Origin of the sequence: Aeromicrobium sp. (genome assembly GCF_047607065.1) — a bacterium.
Taxonomy (GTDB): domain Bacteria; phylum Actinomycetota; class Actinomycetes; order Propionibacteriales; family Nocardioidaceae; genus Aeromicrobium.
Map to the genome: position 1 here is coordinate 1 of NZ_JASGDU010000033.1, position 5,437 is coordinate 5,437.

The 5,437-nt window shown below is 69.9% G+C and carries 6 protein-coding genes; 3 read left to right on the forward strand and 3 right to left on the reverse strand.

The features are described 5' to 3' along the window. Together QM597_RS04735 and lpdA are read right to left on the reverse strand one after the other, a co-directional pair. Positions 1 to 139, reverse strand: a 139-nt coding sequence (locus QM597_RS04735) for a biotin/lipoyl-containing protein (RefSeq protein WP_415003730.1), incomplete at its 3' end; no start/stop codon positions are given. An 11-nt stretch (positions 140 to 150) separates the two neighbouring features. Further along, complete coding sequence (gene lpdA / locus QM597_RS04740; RefSeq protein ID WP_415003725.1) at positions 151 to 1,554, reverse strand: dihydrolipoyl dehydrogenase; 1,404 nt, start codon at positions 1,552 to 1,554, stop codon at positions 151 to 153. 139 nt (positions 1,555 to 1,693) lie between these two features. On the opposite strand from lpdA, the gene QM597_RS04745 reads away from it, so the two are divergent. Beyond that, positions 1,694 to 2,260, forward strand: coding sequence for a hypothetical protein (locus tag QM597_RS04745; protein WP_415003726.1), 567 nt, complete (start codon positions 1,694 to 1,696; stop codon positions 2,258 to 2,260). A 139-nt stretch (positions 2,261 to 2,399) separates the two neighbouring features. Here the strand turns inward: QM597_RS04745 and QM597_RS04750 are convergent, their stop codons facing one another. Next, positions 2,400 to 3,857, reverse strand: a complete 1,458-nt coding sequence (locus tag QM597_RS04750; RefSeq protein WP_415003727.1) for a leucyl aminopeptidase — start codon at positions 3,855 to 3,857, stop codon at positions 2,400 to 2,402. A gap of 39 nt (positions 3,858 to 3,896) precedes the next feature. Here QM597_RS04750 and gcvT point away from each other — a divergent pair, with 39 nt between their 5' ends. Both gcvT and QM597_RS04760 read left to right on the forward strand, forming a co-directional pair. Next, a complete protein-coding gene (gcvT, locus tag QM597_RS04755) occupies positions 3,897 to 4,991 on the forward strand; it encodes a glycine cleavage system aminomethyltransferase GcvT (RefSeq protein WP_415003728.1) in 1,095 nt (364 codons plus the stop codon). A 9-nt stretch (positions 4,992 to 5,000) separates the two neighbouring features. Beyond that, a complete protein-coding gene (locus tag QM597_RS04760; protein WP_415003729.1) occupies positions 5,001 to 5,192 on the forward strand; it encodes a hypothetical protein in 192 nt (63 codons plus the stop codon). Positions 5,193 to 5,437 lie beyond the last annotated feature (245 nt).

Here is a 5,437-nt window from a genome sequence, read left to right on the forward strand (position 1 = left end):
CGGTGTCGACCTTGTCGGTGGAGATCTCCAGGAGGGGTTCGTCGACGGCGATGGTGTCACCGACGGCTTTGAGCCATTGGGTGACGGTTCCCTCGGTGACGCTCTCGCCGAGGGCAGGAAGGGTGACTTCGGTGGCCATAGTGACGTCCTTCAGGCGTGCGAGTGGAGGGGCTTACCGGCCAAGGCCAGTGCGGCCTCGCCGAGGGCTTCGTTCTGGGTCGGATGGGCGTGGATGAACTGGGCGACATCCTCGGGGTAGGCCTCCCAGTTGACGATCAGGGAGGCTTCGCCGACCTGCTCGCCCAGCCGGGTGCCGATCATGTGGACGCCCACGATGGGGCCATCCTTCTCACGCACCAGTTTGACGGTGCCGGCGGTGGCCAGGATCTGGCTCTTGCCGTTGCCGCCCAGGTTGTACTCGACGACCTCGACGTTCTCGGCACCGAAGCGCTCCTTGGCCTGCGGCTCGGTGATGCCGACGCTGGCCAACTCCGGCTCGCAGTAGGTGACACGCGGGATGCCCGAGTCGACGACCGGCTGCGGGTTGAGACCGGCGATCTCCTCGGCGACGAAGATGCCGTGCGCGAAACCGCGGTGTGCGAGTTGCAGGCCCGGCACGAGGTCGCCGACCGCGTAGATGCCGGGCAAGTTCGTGTGCAGGCGCTCGTCGGTGGGCACCCAGCCCCGGTCGACCGTGACGCCGGCCTCCTTGAAGCCCATGCCCTCGCCGCGCGGGCCGCGGCCGACCGCCACGAGTACCAGGTCGGTCTCGATGGACTCGCCGTTCTCCAGCGTGACCACCGCAGCGCTCGCGGTCTGCTCGACCTTGGAGAACTTCACGCCGGTCTTGAAGGCGATCTTGCGCTTGCGGAAGGCCCGCTCCAGCTGCTTGCTGAGGGCCGGATCCTCCAGCGGAACCAGCGACGGCAGGCCCTCGATGATCGTGACGTCGGCACCGAAGGACTTCCAGACGCTCGCGAACTCCACGCCGATGACGCTGCCGCCGATGATGACGACGCGCTCGGGGATCTCGCTCATCGTCAGGGCCTCGTCGCTGGTGACGACGCGGCCGCCGATCTCCAGGCCGAGGGTGCGGGCCTGCGAGCCGGTGGCGAGGACGACGTTCGTGCCGGTGTACTGCTCGCCGTCGACCTCGACCGTGCCGCCGCCGCCCGGCGAGGCCGACACGAGCTTGCCCTCGCCCTCGACGACGGTGATGCCGGCGGACTTGATGAGGCCCTGCAGGCCCTTGTAGAGGCGGTCGATGACGCCGGACTTGAAGGCGTTGACGCCGTTCATGTCAATGCTGTCGAGGCTGGCGTTGACGCCGATGCTCGCACCGTGACGCACCTCGTCGGCGACCTCGGCGGCGTGCAGCAGGGCCTTGGTCGGGATGCAGCCGTTGTGCAGGCAGGTGCCGCCGAGCTTGCCCTTCTCGATCAGCGCCACCGAGAAGCCGAGCTGACTGGCGCGCAGCGCGCAGGCATAACCGCCGCTGCCCCCGCCGAGGATCACGATGTCGTAGGTGCCAGGGCCGTTCGGGGCGTCCGCCACGATGTCCTCCGTTGAGCGTCGTCGAGAAGTGGTGAGATTCTCACCCGCAGCCATCTTTGCACTCGGGGGGTGAGCCTGAGCACGGGGGCGGACCTAACCGCAGTCACAATGAACGGCCCGATCCGGCACACTGTTCGTCATGGCTTGGTGGAACCGGCGCAAGACGTCTCGCACGGCTTCGGGTGCGGCCGTTTCGGACCGTCATGCGAGTCGTGCGGACCTCGATCATCTGACCGAGTTCGCCCGGTCGCGGCGCGGGGTGGAGGCGTTCGTCGAGCCGGCGACCTCGGTCACCCAGACGACGCTGCTGCTGATCGCCGGCGACGGGGAGTGGACGCGGCGGCGGGTGGCCTCGCCGCAGGCGGCTGTGGACCTGGCCCGCAAGCTGGAGATCCCGGTCTACGACACCAATCGGGTCGGTTATCCGCAGCGTATGCGTGACTATGACCAGCGTCAGCGTTCGCGGCCGTCGGCGCGCCCGACGATCACGCCGGCGGCCTCCTCGGCCCTGTCATCGGCCGAGCAGGCTGCCCTGATGACGCTGGAGGTCATCGCCGGAGCCGATCCGCTGCCGGACGGCCACACACCCGCCGATCTCGCCCTGTTGCTGCGTCAGGCGCGCGCCAAGGCGCACCCGGACCGCACGGGCAGCCGCGAGGCGTGGGACAAGGTCGAGAAGGCCGCCCGCGTCCTCGGCGTGGATTGATTCGGTCGCGCCGGGTGCCATCCCGGTCATTGAGGCGCGAGCTTGCGAGCGTCGAAATGACCCCCACCGCAGGCTTCGTCCTTCGAGGCCCCTCCTTCGTCGGGGCACCTCAGGACCCGCGAGAAACGAGCGCGCCGCGTCAGGCGGTGAGGTCGCGGGCGAGCTGGACGAGGGTGCGGACGGCGACGCCCGTGCCGCCGTTGGGAACCTCGCCGTAGGCGGCACCGTCGTTGAACGACGGGCCGGCGATGTCTAGGTGCGCCCACGGCGTCTGGCCGACGAACTCGCGTAGGAACGCGGCGGCGAACAGCGCGCCGCCGTACGGCTTGGGGTTGTGCTGACGCAGGTCGGCGACCTTCGAGGTGGTCACCGCAGCGCCGATCTCGGACGGGATCGGCAGCGGCCACATCGGCTCGCCGACGGTGCCCGCTGCCTCGATCAGTCGGTCGACGGTCTCTGAGGGCGCGCCGAAGATGCCGCTGGTCCGCTCCCCGAGGGCCACCATGCAGGCCCCGGTCAAGGTGGCGACGTCGACGATGAGATCCGGTTCGGCCTCGGCGGCCAGCGCGAGACCGTCACCCAGGACCAGCCGGCCCTCGGCGTCGGTGTTGAGCACCTCGACGGTCTTGCCGCTGCGCATGGTCAGCACGTCGCCGGGCCGGGTTGCGGCACCGCTCGGCATGTTCTCGGCCAGGCAGGCGAAGGCGGTGACCTTGATCGGCAGGCCGAGCCGTGCGATGGCCAGCGTGGCCGCCACGACCGCCGCCGCGCCGGCCATGTCGATCTTCATCGTCGACATGCCGGTGCCGGTCTTGATCGACAGGCCGCCCGAATCGAAGGTGATGCCCTTGCCGACCAGGGCGAGGTGCGCTCCGGCATCTTTGGGGTTGTAGGTGAGGGTGACCAGTCGCGGCGGGGCCTCCGAGCCGCGGCCGACCCCGAGGATGCCGCCGCAGTTCTCCTTCGCCAGGCGCTTCTCGTCCCAGATCTGGACCTTGACGTCGTCGGCGGCGTAGGACTCGATGGCCTCGGCGAACGCCGGCGGACGCAGGTCGCCCGGCGGGGTGTTGACCCAGTCGCGGGCCTGTGCGACGGCGTCGGTGACGATGACCGACTCCTCGACGGCCCGCGCCGCCGACGCCTGGCGGGCGAAGGAACTGAGCACCACGTGTTCGGCCGGAGGGTTGCCGGTCGAGGGCGCGGTCTTGTAGGCGGTATAGCGGTATCGGCCGAGCCGCACGCCCTCGGCCACGGCCACGGTCTCGTCGATGCTCGCCGGATGCAGTGCGACGGCCACCGAACGACCCTCCGGCACCCGCCGCACGCCTCGGGCGGCGGCGGCGCGCAGGTCTGCGGCGCTCGGCTCGGCCGGTAGCGCGACCGCGACGATCACGTCGGCCTGGGCGCGCTCGCCGGCCGGGAACACCACGACTTCGTCGGTCTTGCCGGTGAAACCGAGCAGGTCGAGGACATCGGCCAGGCCGTCTCGATCATCCTCGCTGCGGATGCCGAGCACGAGGACCTCGGCTTTGGCGGTGAGCGGCTGGGCGGTGCTCACGGTGACGCTGGGCAGGTCGGGGCGATGGGGGGCAGCCATGAGGAAACGGTAGCGCGGGTCGCGAGTAGGTTGAGCCGCATGGATCTGCTGCGTTCGCCCCTGCACGACCGCCACGTCGTCCTCGGTGCCAAGTTCGCCGAGTTCGGCGGCTGGGACATGCCGCTGGAATACAGCGGCGTCGTCAGCGAGCACACCGCAGTCCGAGGCGGGGTCGGCGTGTTCGACGTCAGCCACCTCGGCAAGGCGCTGGTGCGCGGTGCGGGGGCGGCGGAGTTCGTCAACTCCTGCCTGACCAACGACCTCGGCCGGATCGCGCCCGGCCAGGCGCAGTACACGCTGTGCTGCGACGCCGACGGCGGCACCGTCGACGACCTCATCGTCTACCTGCGCGGCGACGACGAGGTGTTTCTCATCCCGAACGCCGCGAACACCGCAGCCGTCGTCGCCCGGCTCGCGCAGGCTGCTCCCGCAGACATCGAGGTGATCGACCAGCACCGTGACTTCGCCGTGATCGCCGTGCAGGGCACCCGCAGCGACGAGGTGCTCACCGGCTTGGGCCTGCCGGTCGACCACGATTACATGTCGTTCACCACCGGCGCGGTCGACGGCCATGAGTTCACGGTCTGCCGCACCGGATACACCGGGGAGCGCGGCTACGAGCTGGTCGTGCCCGCCGCGTCGGCCGGCGCGGTGTGGGATGCGGTCATGGCTGCGGGCGAGCCGCACGGGATCGTCCCCTGCGGACTCGGCGCGCGCGACACGTTGCGCACCGAGATGGGCTACCCGCTGCACGGCCACGAACTGTCCGACCAGATCAGCCCGGTTATGGCGCGCGCCGCATGGGCGGTCGGCTGGGCCAAGCCGGAGTTCTGGGGCAAGGTGGCCCTGGAGGAGCAGAAGGCGGCCAAGACCGTCCGCACCCTGCGCGGCCTGCGGGCCGATGGCCGCGGCATTCCGAGGCCCGGCATGACCGTGCGCGATGCCTCCGGCGCGATCATCGGCGAGATCACCTCCGGCACGTTCTCACCGACCCTGCGCCAGGGCATCGGCCTGGCCCTGCTCGACCCCGGCGTGGCCGACGGCGATGCGGTCACCGTCGATGTGCGCAAGCGTTCGGAAGCCTTTACCGTGACCAAGCCGCCGTTCGTCACCCCGTCGACCCGCGAAGCCTGAGGAACTGACATGACCTGGACCTGGACCTATGAAGACGCCGACGGCAACCTGGTCGGCGCGTCGACCCCGTTCCCGTCGCGTGGTGACGCCGAGACCTGGATCGGCGAGGCTTATCCGGATCTGGTCGAGGAGGGCGTCGCCCAGGTGCGCCTGCTCGACGGCGACACCGAGGTCTACGGTCCGATGTCCCTCAGCGCGTAAGGACCGCCCGCAGATGAGGTAATCCGGTCATTGAGGTGCGGAGCGAGGAACGAGCGGAGCCTCGAAATGACCCACCACGGCAGGCTTTGCCCTTCGAGGCTCGGCCGCGAGCGGCCTCGCACCTCAGGGGCCGACTCACCGACCAGCGGGACTCAGTGATTCCGCAGATAGGCGGAACCCGGTCATTGAGGTGCGAGCTTGCGAGCCGGGTCCTGAGGTGCGAGGAGCTTGCGACGAGCCTCGAA